Origin of the sequence: Kocuria aegyptia, from assembly GCF_039530085.1 — a bacterium.
GTDB lineage: Bacteria > Actinomycetota > Actinomycetes > Actinomycetales > Micrococcaceae > Kocuria > Kocuria aegyptia.
Window position 1 is genome coordinate 47,983 of sequence record NZ_BAAAOA010000008.1, and the last position, 20,514, is coordinate 68,496.

Genomic DNA, 20,514 nt, shown 5'->3' on the forward strand with positions numbered 1-20,514 from the left:
ACCGGGGCCTGTGCGTGGGCGGGGCGGTCCCGCGGCGCTACCGGGCCTGGAGCCTGCGGCTGTCGTCGCGGATCTGCCCGACGAGCTCCTCGAGCATGTCCTCCAGGGTGACGATGCCTTCGGTCCGGCCGCGCTCGTCGGACACCAGGCCGAGATGGGCCCCGGAGTTCTGCATCAGGGTCAGGGCCCGGCGCAGAGGCATGTCCCGGTCGATCGGGGGCAGGGCCCGGATCAAGGACGGGTCGATCGGGGTGTCCCGGGCGGCCTCGTCGACCTCGATCAGGTCCTTGATGTGCACGTACCCCGCGAGCTCCCCGAAGACGTCGAAGATGGGGAACCGGGAGTAGCCGCCGGCGGCCACCGTCTCGGCCTGGGCGGGGGTGACCCCGGCGGGCAGGGTGGTGACCCTGTCCAGCGGGATCACGATCCCGGCCACGCTGCGCTCCTCGAAGGTCAGGGCCCCGAGCAGCAGCCGCTCGTCGTTGGCCTCCAGCAGGCCGCCGTGGCGGGACTCCTCGACCAGGGCCGCGACCTCGTCGCGGGTGAACACCGAGGTGACCTCGTTCTTGGGCTCCACGCGCAGCAGCCGCAGGATCCCGTTGGCGATGCCGTTGAGCGCCCACAGCAGCGGGCGCAGCACGGTGACGACGCCCACCAGGACGGGGGCCAGGACCACGGCCATGCGCTCCGGACCGGCCAGGGCGATGTTCTTGGGCGCCATCTCCCCGAACACCACGTGCAGGTAGGTCACCAGGGACAGAGCGATCGCGAAGGCGATCGGGTGCACGAACGCCGCTGGCACGCCGATCGCGGCGAAGGGCACCTCCAGCAGGTGGGCGATGGCCGGTTCGCTGATGTAGCCCAGGGCCAGCGAGCAGATGGTGATGCCCAGCTGCGCGCCGGCCATCATCAGGGAGACGTTCTCCATGGCCCCCAGGGTCACCTTCGCGGCCCAGGACCCGGACAGCGCCCTGGGTTCGATGACGGTGCGGCGGGCGGAGATCAGGGCGAACTCCGCCCCGACGAAGAACGCGTTGGCGCTCAGGAGCACCACGGTCAGGACCAGGCCGGTGACATCGCTCATCGGGTCACCCCCACGTCCTGCGCGGGGGCTTCCACGGCGCGGTGCTCCGGGGCGCCCACGGGGATCGTCCCGTCACCGGGGCGGTGGACGCGGGCGTGCACCTCGGTGATGCGGTGGGCGTCCAGCGCGGTGACCTCGAAGCTGATCGTGGCTTCCGGCTCTCCCGGAACGGGTGCGGCCGCCACCGTGACCCGGTCCCCGAGCTCGGCCAGCCGGCCCAGGCGCAGGGTCACGAGCCCGGCCAGGGTCTCGTAGTCCTCGTGCTCGGGGACCGCCACGCCGAGGTGCCCGGCGGCCTCGTCCGGGCGCAGCGCCGCGGAGAGGTCCCAGGACCCGTCGGCCTCCGCCGTGACGGGCTCGGGCTCGGGGTCGTGCTCGTCGCGGACCTCTCCGACGAGCTCCTCGACCAGGTCCTCCAGGGTGGCCAGCCCGGCGGTGTCGCCGAACTCGTCGATCAGCACCGCCATCTGCAGACCCCCGACGCGCAGGATGTCCATCAGCTCGTCCAGTTCCACCGTGTCGGGGACGAGGGTCGCCGCTCCCATGACCTCCCCCACGGTGACGGTGTGCCGCTCCCGGTAGGGCACCGCCAGGCCGTGGCGCACGTGCACCTGGCCCCGGACCGCGCCCTCTCCGGAGTCGAGGACGGGGAAGCGGGAGTGCCCCGAGGCCTTGGCCGTGGCCAGCAGCTCGTGCACGGACGCGTCCGGGGCCAGGGTGGTCATCCGGCCCCGTGGGGTCATCACGTCGTGGGCGCGGCGGTCGCCGAAGGCGAGGGAGCGCTCGACGAGCTCGGCGGTGGCCGCGGCCAGTGTCCCGCGCTCGGCGGAGTGGCGCACCAGCCCGGCGAGCTCCTCGGGGGAGCGGGTCGAGGCGAGCTCCTCCTGCGGTTCCACGCCGAGGGCGCGGACGACGCGGTTGGCGTTGCCGTTGAACAGCCGGATCGGCCAGGCCAGGGCCTTGGTGAAGCCCCGCTGGAACCCGTTCACCGCGCGGGCGGTGGCCAGCGGCTCGGCGATGGCCAGGTTCTTGGGCACCAGCTCCCCGAAGACCATGGTCAGGCCGGTCGCCAGCACCAGTGCCAGGGCAACGGAGGTGGAGCGGGCGGCCACCGAGGGCAGCCCGGCGTCACTGAGGGGCCCCACGATCACGGCCGCGATGGCCGGCTCGGCCAGGAACCCGATGCCCAGGTTGGTCACGGTGATGCCCAGCTGCGCTCCGGAGAGCTGCGTGGACAGCGTCCTCATCGCCCGCAGCACCCCGCCCGAACGGCGGTCGCCGGTGGCCGCGGCGGCCTCGACGTCGTTGCGGTTGACGGTGATCAGGGAGAACTCGGCGGCCACGAAGGCCCCGCAGGCGGCGATCAGCGCCACCCCGAGGAGGATCGACAGGACTTCCATCAGCCCCACCACCTCGTCACATCTGCACGGCCCGAAGGCCGGGGTCTGTCACAGGGCGCGTCGCAGTGGGCGCTCATGATCTCCGTATCTCACTCGTGCACAGGGCAGCCCAGCAACAGGGCCACAGGAACCAGAAAATCTAGCAGGCCCAGCCGCGAGAAACCTGGGAAAGACGAGAACTCCACGAGAAGCTGCCCTGCCCGCCAGTAAGCTCGGGGCCGTGACCGGACTCAGTGGAGCGGCTCTGCTCGAAGTGCTCGGCGCCGCCGCCACCAACACCGGCGCGGCCCTGCTGGCGGCCGCCCTGATCATCCGCTGCCTGCACCTCCGGTGGCACCGGACCGAGGCGATCCACGTCCTCCGGGACGGGGCGCACTGCCTGCGCTGGCACACCACCCGCTACGAGATCCACGAGGAGCCCTGGCCCCGTCCACCGGCGACCGCTCCGGCTGCCGGGGCCGACGTGGTCGTCTACTACCACTCCCGGCACCCGGAACAGTGGAGGCTGAGCACCCCGCACCGCCCGGCCTGGGCCCTCGGGGTCTGCGGGGCGGCGCTCCTGCTGCTGGGGCTGCTGATGCCGGTGTTCCAGTAGGTCGTCCCTGGGCCGCGCCGTGGTTCGTCACCTCCGGGGATCCGCCTCCCGGCACCACAGCGGTTCCTGGCTGCCTGCTGGGGCCGTCCCGCGACCGGCCACCGGCGGCGTAGCGTAGAGCGTCCGGGTGCGACCATCTCTCGTCGTCCCACCACCTCGCCGCACCGCTAGGAGACATCGCCCGTGGAACCCCTGCCGCTGGAGCCCCTCACCCGCTTCCTGACCGTGGAGCACGCCGCGGACCTCACCGGGCTGGCCGCGCGCATCCCGGGCTCGGGCTTCCTCTGCTTCTACCCCAACGACGAGGAGTACGCCGGCTTCGTGGACGGCACGGGCCGGCTCTGGCTGCGCGGCGACGACGCCACCCCCGCCCGGGAGCTGCTGGAGGTGCTCGAGCCGCCGTTCCGGATCGCCTACCCGGTGGCCCCGGCCGTCACCGGGGACGAGGAGGCAGTGGTCTCCGCCGGGGTGCTGCAGACCCCCGAGGAGCTGGAGGCCTACCGGGCCCGCTTCGCCGACGTCGAGGGAGAGGCGGACCTCGACCACCAGGCCCACGCCGTGGACGCCGGCGGCCAGCACTGGACCCTGATGACCGGCGCCGAACCGGGGGAGGTGCTGGCCCTGTGCTTCGGCCGGGACGAGGCGGGCGTGCCGTTCTCCGAGCAGACGACCTTCGCGGCCGATTCCATGCCCCTGCCGATCACCGTGGTGGAACTCGACTGAGCTGAGACCTCGGCGAGGGGGGCGGTGCCGCTCCTCGAGCGTGACCGGTCAGGCGGCGTCCGGGACCGCGGCGTCCGGGACCGCGGCGTCCGGGACCGCGGCGTCCCGCTGGAGGGCGCCGTCGGCCGCGGCTCGAGCTGACGAGCCAGGGACAGGGCCTCCCGGTCCGGGGCGCCGTGACGGATGAGGCCGGGGCCGGTGGGGATTCAGCGGATGGTGTAGCCGCCGTCGATGGCGAGGGCCTGGCCGGTGATGAGGGAAGCGGCGTCGCTGAGCAGAAAGGCGACGGCCCCGGCGATGTCCTCCGGTTCGCCGAACCGGCCGGCGGGGATGCGGCTGAGCAGCTCTGCCGCCCAGTCGGGGCGCTCGAGGGTGGACGCGGTGAGTTCGGTGCGCACGAAGGTGGGGGCGACGGCGTTGACGCGGATGTTCTCGCGGGCCCATTCCAGGGCCAGGAGCTTGGTGAGGTGGACGAGGCCGGCCTTGCTGGTGCCGTAGGCGGCGCGTTCCTCGATGGCCACGAGTCCTGCCTGGGAGGCGATGTTGACGACTGCTCCACCGCGGTGGTGGGAGAGCCAGTTGCGGGCCACGGCGGTGGTGAGGAAGAAAGTGCCTTTGAGGTTGGCGTCCATGACGGCGTCCCAGTCCTGGACCGTGACGTCGACGGCCGGGCGAGGGATGTTGATGCCGGCGTTGTTGACCAGCAGGTCGATCCCGCCGGTGTCCTCGAGGTCGTCGACGAGTCCCGGGAAGGAGTCGATGTCGGTGATGTCCAGCTGCAGTGGTGCGGTGCCGTAGCGCTCGGCGATCTGCCGGGCGGTGGCGGGGTCGCGGCTGGTGCCGTGGACCACGGCTCCGAGCTCGGCGAGGGTGTCGGCGATGGCTCGTCCGAGTCCGCGGCCGGCGCCGGTCACGAGTGCCCGGTGGCCGTCGAGTCGGCAGCCGGCGGTCATGGCCGTTGCCCCCGGTCCTCGTGGAACCGGATCGGGACGGAAGCGGCGGGACGTGTTCTTCGGGTCATGGGAGCAAACCTAACCGGCGGTGGAGAACGGCGGAACCGGCCCGGGCGTGGAGCGCCGTCGGCTGCGGAGAGACCTTCTGGTCGGTGTCCCACCGTGAGCCGCGGGCTCCACGCCCGGGAATCTGTGCTGCCCTCGCCGGTGCTTACCTCGTCGGCTGTCCGACGGCGGCGAGGTCGATGTCCTTGGTCTCCTCGGCGAAGGAGATCGAGAGCATCGCGATGGCGGTGGTGGCGATGATGATCAGCACCACCACGCCGGTGCCGCCGGTCCACAGCACGATCGCCCCGGCCAGGGCGGGCATGAACCCGGCCAGCAGGATGGAGGCCATCTGGTAGCCCACGGAGATCCCGGAGTAGCGCACCGCGGTGGGGAACAGCTCGCAGTACAGGGCCGGCAGCGGGGCGTACACCAGGGCGTGGCCCAGGGCCAGGAACAGGGCGACCCCGAGGATGATCGCCCACTGCTGGCCGGTCTGGACCAGGGCGAAGATCGGCCAGGCGGTGACGATGATCGCGGTCCCGCCCAGGAAGAAGGTCTTCTTGCGCCCGATGATGTCCGAGAGCCGGCCGAAGACGGGGATCATCACGATGTTCAGCGCCGAGCCGATCATCACGGCCACCAACCCGTAGTTGCGCGGGACCTCCAGGGTGGTGGTGACGTAGGAGAGCACGAAAACGGTGAACAGGTAGTAGTTGCCGGCCTCGGCGAAGCGGCCGAAGATCGCGATCAGCAACGGCTTGCGGTGGTGCTTGAACAGGACCTTCAGCGGGGCCTTGTGCTGCTCCCCGGCCTCGATCATGCGGGCCTGCTCCGCCAGGAACTCCGGGGACTCCGCGGCGTTGAGCCGGATGTAGAGGCCCACGGCCGCCAGCACCACGGCCAGCAGGAACGGCACCCGCCAGCCCCAGGTCTCGAAGGCGTCCCCGGAGATCGCCGCGGAGGCGGCCACGGCGGCAGTGCCCAGCAGCAGCCCGCAGGAGACCCCGATCTGGGGCCAGGAACCGTAGAACCCGCGCCGGCCCTTCGGGGCGTTCTCCACGGCGATGATCGCCGCCCCGCCCCATTCCCCGCCCACGGCGAAGCCCTGGGCCAGGCGCAGCACGCACAGCAGGATCGGGGCCCAGATCCCGACCTGTTCGTAGGTCGGGAGCAGGCCGATGAGCACGGTGGCCACGGTCATGATGGCGAAGGTGAGGATCAGGGTGGCCTTGCGCCCGATCCGGTCCCCGAGGTGGCCGGCGACGAAGGCCCCGACCGGGCGGGCGATGAACCCGACGCCGAAGGTGGCCAGGGCGGCGATCTGGCCGATGCCCGGGGCCATGGCGGGGAAGAACAGCGGGCCGAAGACCAGGGCGGCGGCGGTGGCGTAGACGGTGTACTCGTACCACTCGACGATGGCGCCGATGGTGCCCGAGTACAGGGTGCGGCGTCGCACCTGCTCGGGGGTCATGGAGGCGGTGATGGCCATGGAAGGCTCCGTTCCGGGAGACGATGATCGTGAAGCGACGATGAAGGAGACGGTGATCCCGCTCGCGCCGCGGCTGGACGGACCAGTCGCGGCGCGAGCGGGAGACGGGGTGCCAGGTGGTTCAGCTGCCGAAGGAGTGATCGGACCAGGGCAGCTTGTCCCCGCGGTACTTGGCCACCCGCACGTCCCCGGAGCGGGCGTGGCCCTCGAAGCGCTCCACCCGGGAGGCCCGGCCGCACAGCTCGCCGAAGAAGACGCTGGAGTCCGGGTTCGTGACCTCCTGATAGGTCACGGTGCGCAGATACTTGCCCACCCACAGCCCCCCGGTGTAGCGGGCGGCCCCCCGGGTGGGCAGCACGTGGTTGGTGCCGATGACCTTGTCCCCGTAGGACACGCAGGTGCCCTCGCCCAGGAACAGGGCGCCGTAGTCGTGCATCTTCTCCAGGGCCTCGCGCGGGTTCTCGGTGAGGATCTGGACGTGCTCGTAGGCGTACTCGTCAGCCAGGGTGTAGGCGTCGTCGAGGGTCTCCACGACGTGGACGGCACCCCAGTCACGCCAGGCCGGCTCGGCGAAGTCCTTGGTGGGCATGTCCACCAGGAGCGTGTCGACGTGCTCGATGACCTGCCGGCCGAGTTCCTCGCTGGTGGTGATGAGCACCGCAGGGGAGTCGGGGCCGTGCTCGGCCTGGGAGAGCAGGTCAACGGCCACCACGAACGGGTCGGCGTGCTCGTCGGCCACGATCAGGACCTCGGTGGGTCCGGCGAACAGATCGATGCCGACCTCGCCGAACAGCTGGCGCTTGGCCTCGGCGACGAAGGCGTTGCCGGGTCCGGCCAGCATGTTCACCGGCTGGATGGTCCCGGTGCCCACGGCCATCGCCGCGACGGCCTGGATGCCACCGAGCAGGTAGATCTCATCGGCCCCGGCCAGGTGCATGGCCGCGATCGTCGCGTCAGGCATCTCGCCCTGGATCAGCGGCGTGCAGGCGGCCACCCGTTCCACGCCCGCCACCTTGGCGGTGACGATCGTCATGTGGGCGCTGGCCAGCAGCGGGTACTTGCCCCCGGGGATGTAGGCGCCGGCGGCCTGGATCGGCACGTTCTTCTGGCCCAGGTGAACGCCGGGCCGGGTCTCGATCTCGAAGTCGGACAGGGACTCCAGCTGCTTCTGGGCCATGTTGCGGACCTGCTCCTGGACGAAGGTGATGTCCTCGATCACCTGCTGCGGCACCCGGTCCATCACCTCGGCCAGCTGCTTCTCGGTGAGCAGGAAGGACTCGGGGCCGTAGTTGTCGAACTTCTGCGAGTACTCCCGCACCGCCTCGTCCCCGCGCTCGCGGATGTCGACGATGACACCCTCCACGATGGCCCGGACCTCCGGGGAGCTGCCGCGGCCGGTGTCGCTCTTGGCCGGGCTCTTGAGCATTGTGGAAGCAACGGGCGAGGGGGTGGTCGTCTCTGCGGACATGGCACTGCCTTTCCGTGGTCGGTCGAGGAGCAGCTCAGCGCCCCCGGCGGTTCCTGTGAACCAGGACACACACGACTGTATACGTATTCACGACGACCCGAAACCCCTTGCAATGCTTTTTGTATACGTATACAAAATCGTTACGTCCTGGGTGACCCTGGCCCGAGCCCACGGCTTCACGAAGGCGTATAGATTGAACGTGCACCGGTGATCGCGGGGCCACAACAGGACGGGCCTCATGGGCCTCGGCCGTTCAGAGGGCGACGGCCCGGTAGTGAAGGAGGACGGCATGGTGACGAGCCGCGACGTGGCGCGACTGGCCGGCGTGTCCCAGGCGACCGTCTCCCGGGTCATGTCGTCGGCGGCGAACATCGCCCCCGAGACCCGGCTCAAGGTGCAGGCGGCCATGGAGACTCTCGGCTACGTGCCCCACGCCGGGGCCCAGGCCATGAAGACCCGGCGGGCACGCATCATCGGAGTGGTGGTCAAGGACATCACCAACCCCTTCTACCCGGAGGTCCTCGACGAACTCACCCGGGAACTGGACCGGGCCGGCTACCGGGTCGTGCTGTGGAACGCCGGCGGGGGCAGCCACCAGGACGCGCTGACCGCCATCCGGGAACGGGCCGTGGACGGGGTCATCTTCACCACCGCCACCGGAGAGACGGTGGAGCTCCAGGTGGCCCTGGAGAAGAAGAGCCCGATCGTGCTCATCAACCGGGTCGTCGAAGGTTTTGACGCCGACCAGGTGGCCAGCGACAACGTGGCCGGCGGGGCGCTGGTCGCCGACTACCTCTGTGATCACGGACGCACCCAGGTCGCGTTCATCGGCGGCCTGCCCGATGCCAGCACGTCCCGGGACCGAGGCCGGGGTTTCCTCGACCGGATGCAGGAGCTGGGGTACCCCGTCCCCGAGGAGCTGCGCTTCCAGGCGGACTTCTCGCACGACCGCGCCCAGCACGTGACCGGCAAGCTGCTGGATCGGGCCGACCGGCCCCGAGCGATCTTCTGCGCCAACGACTACATGGCCTTCGGGGCCATCGATGCCCTGCGCCGCCGAGGGCTCTCAGCCCCGGGGGACTGCTGGGTCATCGGCTACGACGACGTGGACATGGCCTCCTGGCCCTCCTTCGATCTCACCACCGTTCGCCAACCCAGCCGGGAGATGGCTCGATCGGGGGCGCGGATGCTCCTGGACCGCCTCGTCACCCCCGACCTGCCACCGCGGCACCAGCAGTTCCCGTGCAAGCTCATCGTGCGGGGCAGCACCGGCTGAGAAGCCGCGACCACGCCTTGACGGGCGAGCCTCGCCGGAGGGCTGTCTGCGCCGGTTTCCGGCGTCGGTGCGCACGCCATCGGGCGCGACGCACAGAGGGGCGGGGTGTTCCCGCCGACGGCTTACCCGGCACCCGATGAGCCCGCTACAGTGGCGCACATCCCGGTCCCCGCCTCCCGGCCGGCATCGGTGGCGGGATGGGCGGATCTGGTGTCCAGCGGTGGAGAAGCGGAGAAGAGAAATGGACCATCGAGGCAACCCTGCCGCGCTGTCGGTGCGTCCGGAGGCTGTACCGGTCACCACCCCGGCGGCTCCCGGGACGCATCGCCTCGGAGTGGAGGCTCACGGGGATTCGGTGCTGTGCGTGCCGTCCCGTCCGCCGACGGGCCGGCCGATCCCCTTGCTGGTGGCTCTGCACGGAGCCGGTGGGCTGCCCGCGGGAAGCCTGTCCGTCCTGCAGACGGTCGCCGACCAGTACGATTCGGCCGTTCTCGTGCCGGTCTCGCGGAGTTCGACCTGGGACGGGATCCGCACCGGCTACGGCGTGGACGTCGAGGTCATCAACCGTTCCCTGCACCGAGCGTTCCGCGCCGTGGCCGTGGATCCGGGGCGGGTCGGTATCGCCGGGTTCTCCGACGGCGCCTCCTACGCCCTGGGCCTGGGGCTGGCCAACGGGGACCTGTTCGGCCACATCATCGCTTTCTCCCCGGGGTTCATACCCCCTGCCGGCCGCGTGGGTCAGCCACGGATCCTGATCTCCCACGGGGTGACGGACCCGGTCCTGCCCATCGGCCGCACCAGCAGACGCATCGTGCCGGCTCTGGAGCAGGATGCCTACGACGTCACCTACCTCGAGTTCAACGGTGGCCACACCATTCCGCCCGACATCGCGCTCCGAGCCGCGGCCTGGCTCGGCTGGAAAGGCCTGTCCACCGGGTAGCGGATCGCCGACGGATGGCGTCGGCCATGATCTGCCCCCGGTCCCGCAGGTGCCCCTGGCGGAAGGCTTCCACGGGGCAGTGCCCGGCCGGTGCAGGGGCCCGGCTTTTCCGGTGCCCCGCCCAACCCCACGCGGCGCGTCCTGTCAGCCGTTGAAGCCTTCCTCGAAAGCCGCCCTGAGCTTGGTGTCCGCGGCGCGCTCAGCGTCCTCGACCTGGGCATCCGTGAGGCCTCGGAACTGCCGGCCCGGGAGGAACTGCCCCTCTCGCAGGGCCGCTGCGACCTCGGGCAGCGCGACCCGCAATCCCTCGAGACGCTTGTGGTCCATGCTGTTCACCTCGCCGGAGGCCAACCGCCCCTTCACTGAGTCGACCCACCGCTCCAGGGACAACGCGATCTGCAGGTGTTCGGGGTATTTCTGCGGCTCGGTCGCCATGAGCTTTTGGAAATCCTCGTCGGTCAGCCCGGTGGCGTCCTGAAACTCGAATCCGTAGTCGTGTGGGGTGGCCATCTTCGCTCCCTTCAGCGGCGCTGGGCGCGGACCCGAGCATGCCGGTCAGGAAAACGCTACCAACCCTCTGCGGCGCACCACCCGCGCAGGCCGAGCAAGGCCAAGTATGACTCCCTCTCATGGCCTGCCATCCACTAGGCGTGATCAGCGTGGCGGCGGGTCTGCCGAGGCCCGGAGGGGAAGGCACGGGCCTTTTGGCCAGGGTTCGGCCGATTTCAGGTCCGAGGAGCCGAGGGGTTCCGACAGGTGGTGGGAAAGGTCAGGGGGCGGCCGTCGGTGCCGTGGCGCCCCTGAATTCCTGCAGGTGGTGGCCGGTGAGGGCTTGCAGCGCGGAGGTGCGGGCGGACGCGGCTGTGTGCACGGCGCAGCCCACGGTGGAGGGGTCGTGCGTTTGCGGCCTCCGGTGGCGCTGCCGATGGGCGCTTTGCGGGCTGCGGCCGCGTAGGGGCGCAGCGCGTCGCGCAGTTGCCTTCCCTGAGGGCGCCTTCTTCGGTGAGGTCGAGGCACAGCATCCCGTCCTCGCTGAACCGTTTCCAGCGCCTGGTGGCGGTGGTATCGATGTTGTAGCGCTGGGTGAAGGCGGCGGCGGAGACAACGGCCTGTCAGGAGCCGCGGTCGGAGCCACTGTGCACGGCACAGCCGTGGGGTGGGGCCTCATCGCTGGGTCGCAGCGCCACGGCCCGACTGTCCGGGGGGACAGGCAGTTCCACTGTCTGGGCGGAGTCAATGAAATGGTGCGGGGCCTTGGTCAACGGGATCACCCCACGTCTCTGGATTGTCACGCTTGGCGCCTCGGCCATTGGTGTCATCGGCTTGTCGAAAACCTCAAGACCATTCCGCGCCCCTGGGCCCGCTCGCTCGTTTCGATGCGCGGTCATTTCATCGGCTGGAATCACGTTTCGTCTCGTGTGCATTCTGCCGGCGGCACTCAGTGATCGCGGCCAAACAGGAGACGATTCCCATGCCTGCATACTTTTCATCGCACAGGTCCATCACTTCAAGTCATGGGAACCTGTCCGTGCGCTCGGACGTGACAGCGATTGGAAATAGCCCCTGTATTTCAAGTCACCGGTTGTTAGGTGCTCTGTCCTGGGGCAGGGTGAAGTCGCTGTGTTCTTGCCTGCCATTCACCGGCACATATCCAGTGGGCACATGGATGGGTGAGCTGTTATCGGGCTCGCATCGTGAGGCCCGCCGGGGACCAAGAGGCGTCCTGCTGTCTATGCAGGCTCAACAGCGGACTCCTGAGGTCTCCTCGTCCAGATCGTCAAGCACCCACTCCGAGAGCTGGCCGACCGGGACCACGACCGTGCCGTCTCTGAGCTGCTGTGCCTCGTGGGGCGAGAGGGTCTCCTCGGTGGCCTCGGCATCGTAGACGGCCAGTGCTGCTGCGTAGCCGGCGGCCAACCGGGTGGACCAGGCTCGGTGGCCGGCGTAGCAGGGGTGAGCGGCATCGGCGCTGCGCACTTCCAGCCACCGTGCCGGTTCCCAGGGAGCGTCGGTGACGGGCATCAGGCACTGGTGCAGCTCCCAGGTGACGTCGGCCCAGCGACCCGCGGGGGTCTCCACCATGGGGTAGTAGGTGGCGATCCGGTGGGTGGGGGAGTGGGGGTGGATCTCGAGGGCGAGAGCCCGGGGGGCAGGCATGGTCATGGCCCGTTCATGTCGGCGATTGACGGTCGAAAGAGGGTATCCCGGCGGTGACTTGGGCCGATAACTATGTGGAGCGCGTTGCGTACTGTGAAGCGAATTGTCTTGCATGGCATGGGTTACGAGACGTTTCGGTTGTAAGACGCTCAGAGGTGCCGCGGTGGGAGGTGGTGTCTCGTTGCGCATGCGGAGCTGTTCTGCAGGCGGGGGCGGTCGGGGGCTTTCTGGAGCAGTTGCGGCAGGCCAGGACAGTGGGTGGGTGGTCGCCGGCGGCTCGCCGGTGGCGCGCAGTGCGATCAGGGTGGCTCGGTCCCGCCATGTCGTCGGGATCCGCGACGTCTTAGCTTGACCTCGAAGGAGTTCCGTACGGATGAGACCCTCGGGCCGGGAGCCTGCAGTTATCTGAGGGAACCCGTTGATGAGGTCCTGCTCGTACTCGGGCTCGATCATGGTGTCTGCCGTCGTCACCATCGTTGCGCCCATGCGTGTCTCTTTCCTCTGGGGTGGGAGGTGGTCCTCGGTCCAACCGGAGTCAGTATCCGGAGCCGGTGCGACGGCCACGGACGGGGCCTGGAACGTCCGGGGGAACCGGGGTGGGGCTGACGGAGCACGATGACGCCTAGGGGCTCCACGACGAGGTCGGCCAAGAGGCCGATGGTCGCCACCTCCTCCAGGGTGGTCAGAGGCAGGAAGGCCGCGACGATCGCCGTCAGTCTCCGTGCACCGGCCGCACCAGCAGGGGTCGCGGCGCTGCCAAGCGCGCCTTCCGTGTTTCAGGAAACATCGGCGGCGGCTTCCAGATCGGCGATCACGAGCTTGCGCATCGGCATCATCGCGGCCATCACCCGTTGCGCCCGGCCCGGGTCGGGATCGGCCAGCAGCTCGACGAGCCTACGGGGCACGACCTGCCAGGACAGCCCGTACTTGTCCTTGAGCCATCCGCACATGCTCTCCTGCCCGCCGTCGGCGGTGAGAGCCTCCCAGTACCGGTCCACCTCCGCCTGATCGGCGCAGTCGATCTGGAACGACACCGCTTCGCTGAAGCTGAACTCGGGCCCGCCATTGAGGGCGGTGAACGGATGGCCGTCGAGCTCGAACTCCACCGTCAGCACCATCTCCGCCGGCCGCGGCCCGGCCTCGCCGTAGTAGGTGATGTCGGTGATCCGGGAGTTGGGGAACACCGTGAGGTAGAAGTTCGCTGCGTCCTGGGCTTCGGTGTCGAACCACAGGCAGGGCGTCAGAGTTGTCATGGTGGGATTGTCTGCTTCTGCGCCCGGCCAGTGAAAGGTGTGGGGCAGACATGACGACGCCCCGTGCAGAAAAAACTCAAGGTGTCCCAAATCGGCAACTGCGGACGGCGGCCATCACCGCCCTATGGGTCCGCATCACCGGGGTGTGGGGCCGCCAGATGGCCGGCGCCAGCACTGGGATGCCGCAAGGCATGGGGTACGAGACGTCTTGTCGTGTCTCCTCCCCGGTGGCTTTCCTTGATGTCGGTCGATGCTTGGTAATCAGTCTGATTCTTCGGTGCCCCCGATGGGGGATGGCTGTAGTGGGTGGTGTCGTGCCCCTGTGCTGTGCCCACTGTCGACTGTCCACCCCCGAGGAGCGGCCGGGTGAACACTCGACGGATCGTTGCCGGGCTCGCCGATACCGACGCGGGTGGGCTGCAGGTGGTCGTGAACGCGCTGTGAGGTCGGGTGAAGAACGAGCAGGTACCGGAAGCCACGGGTCTCACTCGGACCTATGGGCACCAGCGGACGCCCCGGCTCAGCCGGTACGGGTCGGTCATGCACGATCAGCAGTCGCCGACGGAGGATATCGGCCTGATCCCGTTGGCCCGTGAGGCAGCCGCTCGGCTCCAGGAAATCGTCAACTCCGGGACCCGGTATGACAATCCCCCCGTTCAGGAGAGTGGGGGCTGCCACTGCGGGCGGCATGTGGCGAAGGGACGCTTACCGCCTGACCGCTGGCTGCTTAATCGCCCTGCGGTGAGCCTGGTTGTATTGGATGTCTGGGAAGTTGATAACAGCATCGGCTGAGGGGTAATGGCGCGAGGTTCCTGGCGCGGGCGATCAGGACGCCCTGCCCGCTCGTGGAGGTGTGGGGGCGCTGCCGTGTGACCTGTCGAGTCCCGGTTGTAGCCTGCGGACATGACTACTGCACAGACCGTCGCGGAATGGCTGATCGACAGGATCCGCGCCGAGGAGACCTTGTACCTGGAAGAGGCGGTCTACCTCATCGAGTATGAGTTCGGTTCGGAGTGGGTCTACGACGACATCAATAACAGCCCTGCCATCCAGCGGTCCGTGCTTGACGTGTTCCGCACGTTGCATGGTGGGGCGATTCAGTGGGACAACGCCGAGCGATGCTGGACTGACTCCCCACGCCGGCCCTGACGCGGCCCGGTCTCGACTACGCGAGGGCTGCCCGTTGCTGAAGCCCGGGGTGAGGTCCCTCGTCGAGAAGTGGTTCACCGGTCGTCTGGGGGCAGTGCGGCGGGGGTGGGGTGGCCCCCCGGCCGCCCCACCCCCGCGGTGCTTCTGCGCGGACTCGTCCTGGGGCGCACGCCCCGGATCCCCCCGGAACCGAGTGTGGCCAGTCGGCGCGCCAGAAGCTGGAGGATGGTCTGATGCAGATCAGCTGTCCCCCTGATAGGCCAGGATCCTCGCTCGGGCCTCCTTCGGCAATGTCGGTGATGTGGCGGTGTTCACAACGGGGCACATCGAAGTGCGGTTGCGAATAGAGGTGATCGGGGGAGAAAGGGCTGGTATGTGCCCACGATCAGCCGCAGAGGTCTGAGGTCTCGTCCTGCAGATCGTCGAGCACCCACTCGGAGAGCTGCCCGGCCGGGACCAGGACCGTGGCGTCGCGAAGCTGCTGTGCCTCCTGGGGTGAGAGGAGATCCTCGGTGGCCGCGGCGTTGTAGAGGGCCAGGGCCGCGGTGTAGCCGGCGGCCAACTGAGGAGCCCAAGGGTGGTGGTCGGCGTAGCTGGGGTGGTCGGGATCGGAGCTGCGCAGATCCACCCACCCCGTCGATCCGAGGGGTTCCTCGGTGTTGGGCATCAGGTGCTGGTGCAGTTCCCAGGTGACGTCGGCCCAGCGGCCGGCGGGGGTGTCCACCATGGGGTAGTAGGTGGCGACCCATCGGGTGGGGGAGCCGGGACGCAGCTCGACGGCCAGGGCCCGAGGGGTGGAGGGGCTCATGCCAACCTTCCGTTGCGGTGGAAAGATCGTGGACCGGTCTCGGCCTGGGCTGCTCTGCCCGGTCTGATGAGAGCTTGATGATAGTTCCTCAGAATAAGCGCGCAGCCGATCGCTATCGAAGCAAGCTGAGCAATGTGACGAGGGGCCTCTTCCAAGCCAAGCGCTATGGGACGTACAGGTGGTGAGTCGTCTCCCGCTCTTCGAGGTCACTGCGGCTCAACGCGCCGGCTGCGTGGCCGCTGTCGTCTGTGCACTCGATGTCATGGTCGGGGCCATGGTGGAGCAGTGCGGTGGCTGCAAAGCATGATGCGGTGGAGAGCGCGAGGCGGTCTCGTCACTTGGCTCCAGGACGCACGACGAAGGGAAAGCCCATGGCACAGCAAGTGTTCATCAACCTGCCGGTCCACGATGTCCAGAAGTCCCAGTCCTTCTACCAAGCCCTCGGCTGGTCCTCCAACCCGGACTTCACCGACGAGAACGCAGCGGCGATCGTGATCAGTGACACCATTCACGTCATGCTGCTCAGTCACGACCATTTCCGGCGGTTCACCCCCAAGGCCATCGCCGACACGACCACCACCGCCGCGGCCATTCACGCCCTGAGTGTCGAGGCTCCCGAGCTGATTGATGACCTTCTGGACAAGGCGCTCGAGGCCGGTGCGGAAGAAGGCGCGCCTCAGGACTACGGCTTCATGCGGTCCAGGGCGTTCAACGATCCCGACGGACACCCGTGGGAGGTCATGTGGATGGACCCGATCGCCGCGACGGGGGACTGGGAGGCCGTCCAGGCCAAGTATCCGCAGGCCCCCGTCGAGTAGCGGCACCGGGGCCCAGGAATCTTCCGTACGAGGCGGCTGACCACCGTATCCACCGCCACGGCCGGCCTGGGCCTGTGGCCGAAACGGCGTGAGAGACCCGTTGCTCATCGGTGAGCTCGTGCACCGTTGCCGGAGTCTTCCTCGGTGCAGTTGCGACGTGTCTGGACGGCATCGGTGATGCGGTGGGTGTTCCCCCGTCCGGGTGGGCGTGCCATCATGCGGCCATGACTGAGAACGCGAATGCTTCCGTGACCCGGCCATCTCTGGACGATGAACTGCAGGTGCCTTTCTGGATCGTCTTGGCCGGGGTGGGTGCCGGGGCGTTCTGGGCTCTGGCCGGGGTGGCCGTCGGCGCCTGGGCGCGTGGTCGATCCCTCAGGCCGAAGCGCTGACCGGTCCGGAGCCGGTGGGCGGAGGCTCCGGAGCCGCTGACACGCACGGACTACGGCTGCCCCGGTTCACGATCTGCGACGCATGAATCGGCGAGGGCCGGCGCCGCCACTCGCCCTCTACCCCGGAGCTGACCTGGCCTGCGACACTGCGGTATGGCCACAGTCTCCCCGGACCCTTCTGCCGATTCCTCGTTCTCGACCGAGGCGGTGGAGGCTGAGTTGCTGGCGGTGGCCCGGAACTGGGCAGAGGCCATTGTCGCCAACGACGCGGACCGGATCGCCGCTTTCGTGACGCAGGACTGGGTCTTGGTCGCCGATGCGGGAGTCTCCCCGGGCCAGGAGTTCCTCGCCCTCATCGCTTCCGGGGAGCTGACCCACTCGTCGATGGATGTCGTCGGCCCGACTCGGGTCCGTGTCCTGGGGGCCACCGCAATTCTCACCGCCCGAGGCGCCAACACGGCTCACTACCGGGGCCAGCAGTTCGAGGCCGATGAGTGGACCACGGACGTGTTCGTCCGGCGCAACGGGCGCTGGGCGTGCGAGCTCACGCACTACACCGCCGCCAGACCACCTTCTTGATCCTCCTGCCAGAGGGCTTGATCGGTGCGCCGCACCAGGATTGCGTGCAGGGCACTTGAGGACCCCGGCATTCTGTCGAGTCGTCGGAGTGGTAGGCCGCAAGCGGCTCGGCGACCGCGCTCGGGAAAGGTTCCTGAGAAATCGCGTGACACCTGCCACAGGACAAAGCGTCGTTCGAGGCAAGGGATGCGTGACGTCTCGTCGTGGGCTGCTTCGCTGGTCACCGAGGTGGTGTCCCAGCGCAGTGTGACGGGGGCGGGGTGGCCCCCCGGCCACCCCGCCCCCGTGCTGCTACTGCGCGGACGTGTCCTGGGGCGCACGCCCCGGATCCCCCCGGAACCGAGTGTGGCCAGTCGACGCGCCAGAAGCTGGAGGATGGTCTGATGCAGATCACCTGTCCCCCTGATAGGCCAGGATCCTCGCTCCAGGCCCGTGCGGCAATGGCGGGGAGATGGCGGCGTTCACAACATGACACATCAATGTGCGGTCGTGAATGAGATCGGTTCCGGGTGGCCAGCCGGTGCGGCCGCCCAGGGGCCGCTCCGGTGGTTGCGCAGGATCAGCCGGGGATGTGCGAGGTCTCGTCCTGGAGGCCATCGAGCACCCATTCCGAGAGCTGCCCGGTCGGGACGACGACCGTGGCCTCCCGCAGTTGCTGGGCGTGCTCGATCGGCAGGGGCTCCTCCGCATCCTCGCCGTCGTAGACGGCCAGGGCTGCGAGGTAGCCGGCGGCCAGTGGCTGGCCCCAGGCCGGGAGGTGGATGCCGCGGTGATGCTCGGGATCGGGGCTGCGCATCTCGATCCACTGGGACGAACCTGACACATCCTCGGTGGCGGGCAGCAGGTGCTCGTGCAGCGCCCGGGTGACGTCGGCCCACCGGCCGGCGAGGGTGTGAACCATGGGGTAATAGGTGGCGGCCCAGTGACCGGGGGGATGCGGACGCAGCTCGACGGCCAGAGCCCCGGAGGCAGAGAAGGTCATACTTGTCCTGTTCGCGATCCACGGGTCAGACGGCCTGGGGCTAGACCGCGCCACAGGGTCACAGAAGGACCCCTTGGCGATACTTCAGGCTAGCCATGGGGTCGACAGCTATGGAAGCAAGCTGAGCAATATGACGGTGGGCCGTCTTGAAGGCCAAGGGCTGCAAGACGTCTCGTCGGACTTTTTCCGCGTGTGTGACTTCCGCCTTGATGCGGCGGGTTTCTGCTGGCGCATTGTGGTGGTGGTCTCAGTGGGTGGTGCCCATGGCGACGTGCCCATCGATCCTGGGAGAGGAAACAGCGGGTGCCTCCGCCGGTGAGCGGTGGACCTCGGCCTCTGGTGCCGCTGCCGAAACGGCGCCCCGATGCGCGGTCCCCCCGCGGACACCGCCTCGTCGGCGCTTGAACACCCTTGACCGGCGCCCGGACCACCAAGGACACTGTTTCGCAGAGCGTCGATTGTTGCACTCCGGGCAACACACACCCTTGACCGAGGGTCGCCCGTGGGGCTCCGCGACCCGGAACGTGCCCACGAGCCGCGCCCAGCCATCGTCGAGATGGAGACTGCACCGTGTGGAACTTCAGTGCTGACCGTGAGGGCTTCCTCCGCTCTGCCACCCGGTCGCCCTTCGGCCGGCCCGCCCAGGCGGCTGCCCTCACCACGGCGCTCTCGGTCGGGCGCGCACCGCTCCTTCACGGCAAGATCCTTCCCTGCGGCCGGCGCACCGGGGTGAGCGGCCAGCTCCACGGGCGGCTGCTCACTTTCTCGGTACGGGATATGACGTCGAGGGGTTCGCCTCCTCGACGCCCGCAGTAGCGCGGCAGCACCTCCGCTGCACCCACGGGCGCGCCGGCGTTCCCGCCCACCTCACATCGACAGGTCCCGCCACCGTCGATGGCCACTCCCCGCTCAAGCGGCCCGGAAGCGCCACCTGCACCGGTGGCTGTGTCCTGGATGCCGGACCGGCCTGCGCTCTGCTCGATCGGCCGGGGCTCCTCGCCGCTTCCTGGTCCGGTCCTGACGGGACACCTCCATCAATGGACAACAGCGCAGTTGTTCGCCGACGGCGCTGGCGCACCCGACGCTGACGCTCGCGCGCCTCCCGACCAGCTCAGAAAGGACCGACCCATGTTGACGAAATGGCTTTTCCTCGGCCTCGCGATCGGCAGTGGAGTGACCGGCTCCATCTCTCTCAAGGCCGCGCTCGACCATCCCGCCTGGTATCTGCTCGTGGTGGCCTGCTACGCCTGCGCCTTCTCCTCCCTGGTCAGAGTGCTCCGCCACGGAATGCCACTAGGAGTCGCCTACGGAATCTGGGGGGCGGTCGGGGTAACTCTCACCGCGGTGTTCGCGGTCCTCTTCTTCGGCGAGAGGCTGACCCCGGCGGTGCTGGCGGGCATGATTCTGGTGATCGGCGGAGTGCTCTGTGTGGAATTCGGAGCCCACAGGGCCACCCCGCAGCAGAAGGGGAACTCCTGATGGGCTGGACCTTCCTCGTGGCCGCCATCCTGGCCGAGGTCGCCACCACGCTGTCTCTGCGGGCCGCTGCGACACGCTCCCGGGCGTGGTACGCCGCTGTGGTCGTCGGGTACGTGCTGGCCCTGGGCCTGCTGAGCCTGGCTCTCGCCCATGGGTTGAGCCTGGGCGTCGCCTACGGCATCTGGACGGCCTCCGGCGTCGCGCTGGTCGCCGTGGCGTGCAGGCTCCTGTTCCACGAACCCTTGACCTGGGTCATGTCCATGGGGATGGGTTTGATCGTGATCGGGGTGCTTCTGATCAAGTTCGGCAGCACGTCCTGAGGCTTCGGCAGCGCGTCGCTGCCTGACTGCCCTTCCCGGACCTCCCACTGTTGCGACCGTGACGAGAAGCCACCAGGACCAGCAAGCCGGAACGTGACCGACGGATCGGTGTGCTGAGTTCATAACTTCAGAAGCACGCTGAGCGATACCCACACGCGCTGCTTCTCAAGCCGAGGGATGCCAGGCGTCTCGTCGGGCTCGGAGTGGCTGTCCCATTTCTTGGTAGTGGGACGGCCGACTTCGGCATCACCATCCTCTGCCCCTGGTCGGCGAGTCGCATTCCACAAGTTGGGCCGAAACTACTGTCCCGCTTCGTCCGTACGGAGTCGACTATCGGTACGCTGGGCCCCTGGAATCGGGGTACGCACGGGTCTCGACGGTCAAACAGGATCTCGACCGGCAGATCGATGCCCTGCGGCAGGTCGAGATCGCGGCGGAGCGGATCTATGTGGACAAGAAGTCCGGGCCACCACCGCCTGTCCGGGACTGGCAGCGGCCCTGGCCTACGCCCGGGAGGGCGACGTGATCGTGGTGCACACCCTGGACCGGCTCGGGCGCACTGTGCGCAACACCCTGAACCTGATCCACGACCTCGCCGAGC

Annotated in this window: 20 protein-coding genes and 1 pseudogene; 11 read left to right on the forward strand and 10 right to left on the reverse strand. The window is 68.9% G+C overall.

All coding sequences use genetic code 11. The annotated features are described in order from the left end of the window. Window positions 1-37 precede the first annotated feature (37 nt). Together ABD220_RS03215 and ABD220_RS03220 are read right to left on the reverse strand one after the other, a co-directional pair. A complete protein-coding gene (locus ABD220_RS03215) occupies window positions 38-1,084 on the reverse strand; it encodes a hemolysin family protein (RefSeq protein ID WP_344119760.1) in 1,047 nt (348 codons plus the stop codon). Continuing rightward, window positions 1,081-2,484 carry a hemolysin family protein gene (locus tag ABD220_RS03220; protein WP_344119762.1) on the reverse strand — a complete coding sequence of 468 codons (1,404 nt, stop codon included), beginning with the start codon at window positions 2,482-2,484 and terminating at the stop codon, window positions 1,081-1,083. Before ABD220_RS03220 ends, ABD220_RS03215 begins: the two co-directional genes overlap by 4 nt. Before the next feature lie 220 nt (window positions 2,485-2,704). On the opposite strand from ABD220_RS03220, the gene ABD220_RS03225 reads away from it, so the two are divergent. Both ABD220_RS03225 and ABD220_RS03230 read left to right on the forward strand, forming a co-directional pair. Then, window positions 2,705-3,079: a hypothetical protein gene (locus tag ABD220_RS03225; RefSeq protein ID WP_344119763.1), complete on the forward strand. Its 375-nt coding sequence runs from the start codon at window positions 2,705-2,707 to the stop codon at window positions 3,077-3,079. Window positions 3,080-3,262: 183 nt separating this feature from the next. Continuing rightward, window positions 3,263-3,802 (forward strand): hypothetical protein, encoded by a 540-nt coding sequence (locus ABD220_RS03230; protein ID WP_344119764.1) that lies wholly within the window; start codon window positions 3,263-3,265, stop codon window positions 3,800-3,802. Window positions 3,803-4,008: 206 nt separating this feature from the next. Here ABD220_RS03230 and ABD220_RS03235 read toward each other — a convergent pair whose 3' ends face one another. The 3 genes from ABD220_RS03235 to hisD all read right to left on the reverse strand — a co-directional run bounded on the left by ABD220_RS03235 (window position 4,009) and on the right by hisD (window position 7,760). Further along, a complete protein-coding gene (locus ABD220_RS03235) occupies window positions 4,009-4,755 on the reverse strand; it encodes an SDR family NAD(P)-dependent oxidoreductase (RefSeq protein ID WP_344119766.1) in 747 nt (248 codons plus the stop codon). Window positions 4,756-4,966: 211 nt separating this feature from the next. Further along, entirely contained in the window at window positions 4,967-6,292 is a 1,326-nt protein-coding gene (locus tag ABD220_RS03240) for an MFS transporter (RefSeq protein WP_344119768.1), read from the reverse strand. Between the two features lie 121 nt (window positions 6,293-6,413). Then, window positions 6,414-7,760, reverse strand: a complete 1,347-nt coding sequence (gene hisD, locus ABD220_RS03245) for a histidinol dehydrogenase (RefSeq protein WP_344119770.1) — start codon at window positions 7,758-7,760, stop codon at window positions 6,414-6,416. A gap of 289 nt (window positions 7,761-8,049) precedes the next feature. On the opposite strand from hisD, the gene ABD220_RS03250 reads away from it, so the two are divergent. After that, complete coding sequence (locus tag ABD220_RS03250; protein WP_344119772.1) at window positions 8,050-9,036, forward strand: LacI family DNA-binding transcriptional regulator; 987 nt, start codon at window positions 8,050-8,052, stop codon at window positions 9,034-9,036. A gap of 406 nt (window positions 9,037-9,442) precedes the next feature. Then, window positions 9,443-9,976, forward strand: a complete 534-nt coding sequence (locus tag ABD220_RS03255) for an alpha/beta hydrolase (protein ID WP_344119774.1) — start codon at window positions 9,443-9,445, stop codon at window positions 9,974-9,976. 144 nt (window positions 9,977-10,120) lie between these two features. Here the strand turns inward: ABD220_RS03255 and ABD220_RS03260 are convergent, their stop codons facing one another. The 3 genes from ABD220_RS03260 to ABD220_RS03270 all read right to left on the reverse strand — a co-directional run bounded on the left by ABD220_RS03260 (window position 10,121) and on the right by ABD220_RS03270 (window position 13,386). Beyond that, window positions 10,121-10,486 carry a hypothetical protein gene (locus ABD220_RS03260; protein ID WP_344119776.1) on the reverse strand — a complete coding sequence of 122 codons (366 nt, stop codon included), beginning with the start codon at window positions 10,484-10,486 and terminating at the stop codon, window positions 10,121-10,123. A gap of 1,230 nt (window positions 10,487-11,716) precedes the next feature. Beyond that, window positions 11,717-12,139, reverse strand: a complete 423-nt coding sequence (locus ABD220_RS03265) for a hypothetical protein (RefSeq protein WP_344119778.1) — start codon at window positions 12,137-12,139, stop codon at window positions 11,717-11,719. A gap of 770 nt (window positions 12,140-12,909) precedes the next feature. Next, a complete protein-coding gene (locus ABD220_RS03270) occupies window positions 12,910-13,386 on the reverse strand; it encodes a VOC family protein (protein WP_344119780.1) in 477 nt (158 codons plus the stop codon). A gap of 903 nt (window positions 13,387-14,289) precedes the next feature. On the opposite strand from ABD220_RS03270, the gene ABD220_RS03275 reads away from it, so the two are divergent. Then, entirely contained in the window at window positions 14,290-14,535 is a 246-nt protein-coding gene (locus ABD220_RS03275; RefSeq protein ID WP_344119782.1) for a DUF6953 family protein, read from the forward strand. A 385-nt stretch (window positions 14,536-14,920) separates the two neighbouring features. Here the strand turns inward: ABD220_RS03275 and ABD220_RS03280 are convergent, their stop codons facing one another. Next, window positions 14,921-15,343 (reverse strand): hypothetical protein, encoded by a 423-nt coding sequence (locus ABD220_RS03280; RefSeq protein WP_344119784.1) that lies wholly within the window; start codon window positions 15,341-15,343, stop codon window positions 14,921-14,923. Window positions 15,344-15,714: 371 nt separating this feature from the next. Between ABD220_RS03280 and ABD220_RS03285 the strand changes: the two genes are divergently transcribed. Then, window positions 15,715-16,161, forward strand: a complete 447-nt coding sequence (locus ABD220_RS03285; RefSeq protein ID WP_344119785.1) for a VOC family protein — start codon at window positions 15,715-15,717, stop codon at window positions 16,159-16,161. 599 nt (window positions 16,162-16,760) lie between these two features. Continuing rightward, window positions 16,761-17,132 (forward strand): nuclear transport factor 2 family protein, encoded by a 372-nt coding sequence (locus tag ABD220_RS03290; protein WP_344119787.1) that lies wholly within the window; start codon window positions 16,761-16,763, stop codon window positions 17,130-17,132. 559 nt (window positions 17,133-17,691) lie between these two features. On the opposite strand, the gene ABD220_RS03295 is transcribed toward ABD220_RS03290, so the two are convergent. After that, window positions 17,692-18,114 carry a hypothetical protein gene (locus ABD220_RS03295; RefSeq protein ID WP_344119789.1) on the reverse strand — a complete coding sequence of 141 codons (423 nt, stop codon included), beginning with the start codon at window positions 18,112-18,114 and terminating at the stop codon, window positions 17,692-17,694. 1,128 nt (window positions 18,115-19,242) lie between these two features. Here ABD220_RS03295 and ABD220_RS03300 point away from each other — a divergent pair. From ABD220_RS03300 to ABD220_RS03315, 4 genes and pseudogenes are all read left to right on the forward strand, one after another. Then, window positions 19,243-19,593 carry a DMT family transporter gene (locus ABD220_RS03300; protein WP_344119790.1) on the forward strand — a complete coding sequence of 117 codons (351 nt, stop codon included), beginning with the start codon at window positions 19,243-19,245 and terminating at the stop codon, window positions 19,591-19,593. Beyond that, window positions 19,593-19,913 (forward strand): DMT family transporter, encoded by a 321-nt coding sequence (locus tag ABD220_RS03305; RefSeq protein WP_344119792.1) that lies wholly within the window; start codon window positions 19,593-19,595, stop codon window positions 19,911-19,913. The genes ABD220_RS03300 and ABD220_RS03305 overlap by 1 nt, the downstream gene beginning before the upstream one ends. Window positions 19,914-20,316: 403 nt before the next feature. Then, complete coding sequence (locus tag ABD220_RS03310; protein WP_344119882.1) at window positions 20,317-20,439, forward strand: hypothetical protein; 123 nt, start codon at window positions 20,317-20,319, stop codon at window positions 20,437-20,439. 5 nt (window positions 20,440-20,444) lie between these two features. Continuing rightward, window positions 20,445-20,514 (forward strand): annotated as a pseudogene (locus tag ABD220_RS03315) (recombinase family protein); the annotation flags it as partial.

What these genes read in the sequence shown, in the direction of transcription:
- ABD220_RS03215 (WP_344119760.1), bottom strand. Translation starts at nt 1,084, where the DNA reads ATGAGCGATGTCACCGGCCTGGTCCTGACCGTGGTGCTCCTGAGCGCC.
- ABD220_RS03220 (WP_344119762.1), bottom strand. Translation starts at nt 2,484, where the DNA reads ATGGAAGTCCTGTCGATCCTCCTCGGGGTGGCGCTGATCGCCGCCTGC.
- ABD220_RS03235 (WP_344119766.1), bottom strand. Translation starts at nt 4,755, where the DNA reads ATGACCGCCGGCTGCCGACTCGACGGCCACCGGGCACTCGTGACCGGC.
- ABD220_RS03240 (WP_344119768.1), bottom strand. Translation starts at nt 6,292, where the DNA reads ATGGCCATCACCGCCTCCATGACCCCCGAGCAGGTGCGACGCCGCACC.
- hisD (WP_344119770.1), bottom strand. Translation starts at nt 7,760, where the DNA reads ATGTCCGCAGAGACGACCACCCCCTCGCCCGTTGCTTCCACAATGCTC.
- ABD220_RS03250 (WP_344119772.1), top strand. Translation starts at nt 8,050, where the DNA reads ATGGTGACGAGCCGCGACGTGGCGCGACTGGCCGGCGTGTCCCAGGCG.
- ABD220_RS03260 (WP_344119776.1), bottom strand. Translation starts at nt 10,486, where the DNA reads ATGGCCACCCCACACGACTACGGATTCGAGTTTCAGGACGCCACCGGG.
- ABD220_RS03265 (WP_344119778.1), bottom strand. Translation starts at nt 12,139, where the DNA reads ATGACCATGCCTGCCCCCCGGGCTCTCGCCCTCGAGATCCACCCCCAC.
- ABD220_RS03270 (WP_344119780.1), bottom strand. Translation starts at nt 13,386, where the DNA reads ATGACAACTCTGACGCCCTGCCTGTGGTTCGACACCGAAGCCCAGGAC.
- ABD220_RS03275 (WP_344119782.1), top strand. Translation starts at nt 14,290, where the DNA reads ATGACTACTGCACAGACCGTCGCGGAATGGCTGATCGACAGGATCCGC.
- ABD220_RS03280 (WP_344119784.1), bottom strand. Translation starts at nt 15,343, where the DNA reads ATGAGCCCCTCCACCCCTCGGGCCCTGGCCGTCGAGCTGCGTCCCGGC.
- ABD220_RS03285 (WP_344119785.1), top strand. Translation starts at nt 15,715, where the DNA reads ATGGCACAGCAAGTGTTCATCAACCTGCCGGTCCACGATGTCCAGAAG.
- ABD220_RS03295 (WP_344119789.1), bottom strand. Translation starts at nt 18,114, where the DNA reads ATGACCTTCTCTGCCTCCGGGGCTCTGGCCGTCGAGCTGCGTCCGCAT.
- ABD220_RS03300 (WP_344119790.1), top strand. Translation starts at nt 19,243, where the DNA reads ATGTTGACGAAATGGCTTTTCCTCGGCCTCGCGATCGGCAGTGGAGTG.
- ABD220_RS03305 (WP_344119792.1), top strand. Translation starts at nt 19,593, where the DNA reads ATGGGCTGGACCTTCCTCGTGGCCGCCATCCTGGCCGAGGTCGCCACC.